General features: G+C 71.9%; 2 protein-coding genes. Both read left to right on the plus strand.

Annotated features, from left to right (window positions below; genetic code table 11):
- Window positions 1-1,502: alkaline phosphatase D family protein (locus AOK09_RS35435; protein WP_055591297.1), on the plus strand; the 1,502-nt coding region annotated here is incomplete at its 5' end.
- A gap of 77 nt (window positions 1,503-1,579) precedes the next feature.
- Window positions 1,580-2,107: a hypothetical protein gene (locus AOK09_RS35440; RefSeq protein WP_055591298.1), complete on the plus strand. Its 528-nt coding sequence runs from the start codon at window positions 1,580-1,582 to the stop codon at window positions 2,105-2,107.
- The last annotated feature ends 381 nt before the right edge of the window (window positions 2,108-2,488 follow it).

Raw genomic sequence — 2,488 nt, forward strand, 5'->3', positions numbered from 1 at the left:
CCTCCGGCGACCCGCTGCCGGACGGGGTGCTGCTCTGGACCCGGGTGACCCCCACCCCGGACGCCACCCCGGGTTCGGGGGCCGGCCCGGACCAGGCGGTGACCTGGCAGATCGCCACCGACCGGAACTTCACCTCGGTGGTCGCCTCCGGCACCGTCACCGCCTCGGCCGCCTCCGACCACACGGTGAAGGCCGACGTCCGCGGTCTGGCCGCCGACACCTCCTACTGGTACCGCTTCACCGCGGGCGGCGTCTCCTCCCCCACCGGCCGCACCCGCACCACCCCGGCCGCCGACGCCACCCTGGACCGGCTCCGCCTCGGGGTCGCCTCCTGCGCCAACTGGGAGGCCGGCTACTTCTCCGCCTACCGCCACCTGGCCGCCCGCGGCGACCTGGACGCCCTCCTCTTCCTGGGCGACTACATCTACGAGTACAAGTCCGGCGAGTTCTGCGCCCGGGGCACCGTGGTCCGCCCCCACCAGCCGCCGGGCGAGACCGTCACGCTGGCCGACTACCGCACCCGGCACGGCGCCTGCAAGACCGACGCCGACCTGCAGGCGCTCCATGCCCAGGTGCCGGTCGTCGCCATCTGGGACGACCACGAGTTCGCCGACAACGCCTCCTCCGCCGGAGCCGTCAACCACCAGCCCGACACCGAGGGCGACTGGGGCGCCCGGGTCGCCGCCGCCAAGCAGGCCTACTTCGAGTGGATGCCGGTACGCCCCTCCACAGCGGGCACCACCTACCGGAGGCTGCGCTACGGCAAGCTCGCCGACCTGCACCTGCTGGACGAGCGCTCCTTCCGCACCGCCCAGGCGACCACCGGCAGCGGCGATGTCGACTCCCCCGACCGCACCATCACCGGCCGCGCCCAACTGGACTGGCTGAAGGCCGGCCTGTCCGCCTCCGACACCACCTGGCGGCTGATCGGCAACGAGGTGATGATCTCCCCGGTCGCCTTCCTCTCGCTGCCGGCCTTCCTGCTGAGGCCGATCGCCAAGCTGCTGGGACTGCCCGAGGAGGGCCTGGCCGTCAACACCGACCAGTGGGACGGCTACACCCACGACCGCCGCGAACTGCTGGACCACCTGGCGTCCCACGGCATCGGCAACACCGTCTTCCTCACCGGCGACATCCACTCCGCCTGGGCCTGCGACGTACCCGCCGAGGCCGCCACCTATCCGGCGTCCGGCTCGGTGGCCACCGAGTTCGTGGTCACCTCGGTCACCTCCGACAACGTCGACGACTTCCTGAAGGTCCCCCCGCAGACCCTGTCGCTGGCCGGTGTCGCAGCCATCGAGGCCGCCAACCGCCATGTGAAGTGGGTCGACCTCGACTCCCACGGCTACGGCGTGCTCGACGTCACCCCCGACCATGTGCAGATGGACTACTACGTCCTGGCCGACCGCACCCGCGCCGACTCCGCCGCCAGCTGGACCCGCTCCTACCGCACCCGCTCGGGAAGCCAGCAGGTCGAACGGGTCTGGTCCCCCGTCAGGTGATCGTCCGGGCACCATCACCGACCCTCCCCCGTTGATCGAACGGACAGGCGACACGAACAGCGGGGGTGGGGTCGGCGATGGCGTCCGAGAGAGCACGCGGGGGGCGGCTGCTGGCAGCCGGCTCCCTGCTCGCCGCCGTCATTCTGATATTCGGCGCCCTGGGGCTGCTCGGCGGGCTCCAGGGCGTCGCCGCCCAGCTCAAGGCCGACCACTGGAAGGCCGAGCAGCCCACCGGCGCCGACCACATCACCGCCCGGATGCGCACCGTACGCGCCGCCGTCACCAAGGAGTTCCCCCTCCCCTACGGCTCCGGCTGCTACCGCGAGGACGGCGGCATCGCCGGCGGCGGCGAACACCCCCTCGGCCGCGCCTGCGACTTCATGCTCGGCCCGGCCGGCGTCATGGCCGCCGGCGACCGCGAGAAGGAGGGCGAGCGCATCGTCCAGTGGGTCCGCGACCACGCCGGCCAGTACGGCATCTGGTACGTGATCTACCGTCAGCACATCTGGTCCAGCCGCCACCCCGAGCGCGGCTGGCTGCCCATGGAGGACCGCGGCTCCATCACCGAGAACCACTACGACCACGTGCACATCTCGGTCTACTGAACCCTCACCTGGTCGACCAGCAAAAAGGGAAGACGTCCACCGCTGTGACCGGCTCAGATGCCGCAGGCGTCCGAAGATCTCGGGACGGCCTCCCGGATCGACCAGCGCCTCAGCCGCATGGGACCGGGACCGTCTCAATCAGGCGCCGGCCAAGGCGGTCGCAAGGCTCCAACCCGTGAGTTGAGCGAACTCTGAACCGGTGGCCGAAGCGGGGCGGGTCCCTCCTCGGTGGCCTGACCGCCGCCCGGCGGCCCACGGCGCCGATTCCCAGCCACAGGACGGGCACCTCCGACGCCGGCAGGCCGAGCGGCCGACGGCCGAACCCGCCGACCGAGACCGCTCCACCGCTTGCCGGTCACTGAGAAGCCGTTGTCGTACCGA

It is taken from the genome of Peterkaempfera griseoplana, from assembly GCF_001418575.1.
Taxonomy (GTDB): Bacteria; Actinomycetota; Actinomycetes; order Streptomycetales; family Streptomycetaceae; genus Peterkaempfera; species Peterkaempfera griseoplana.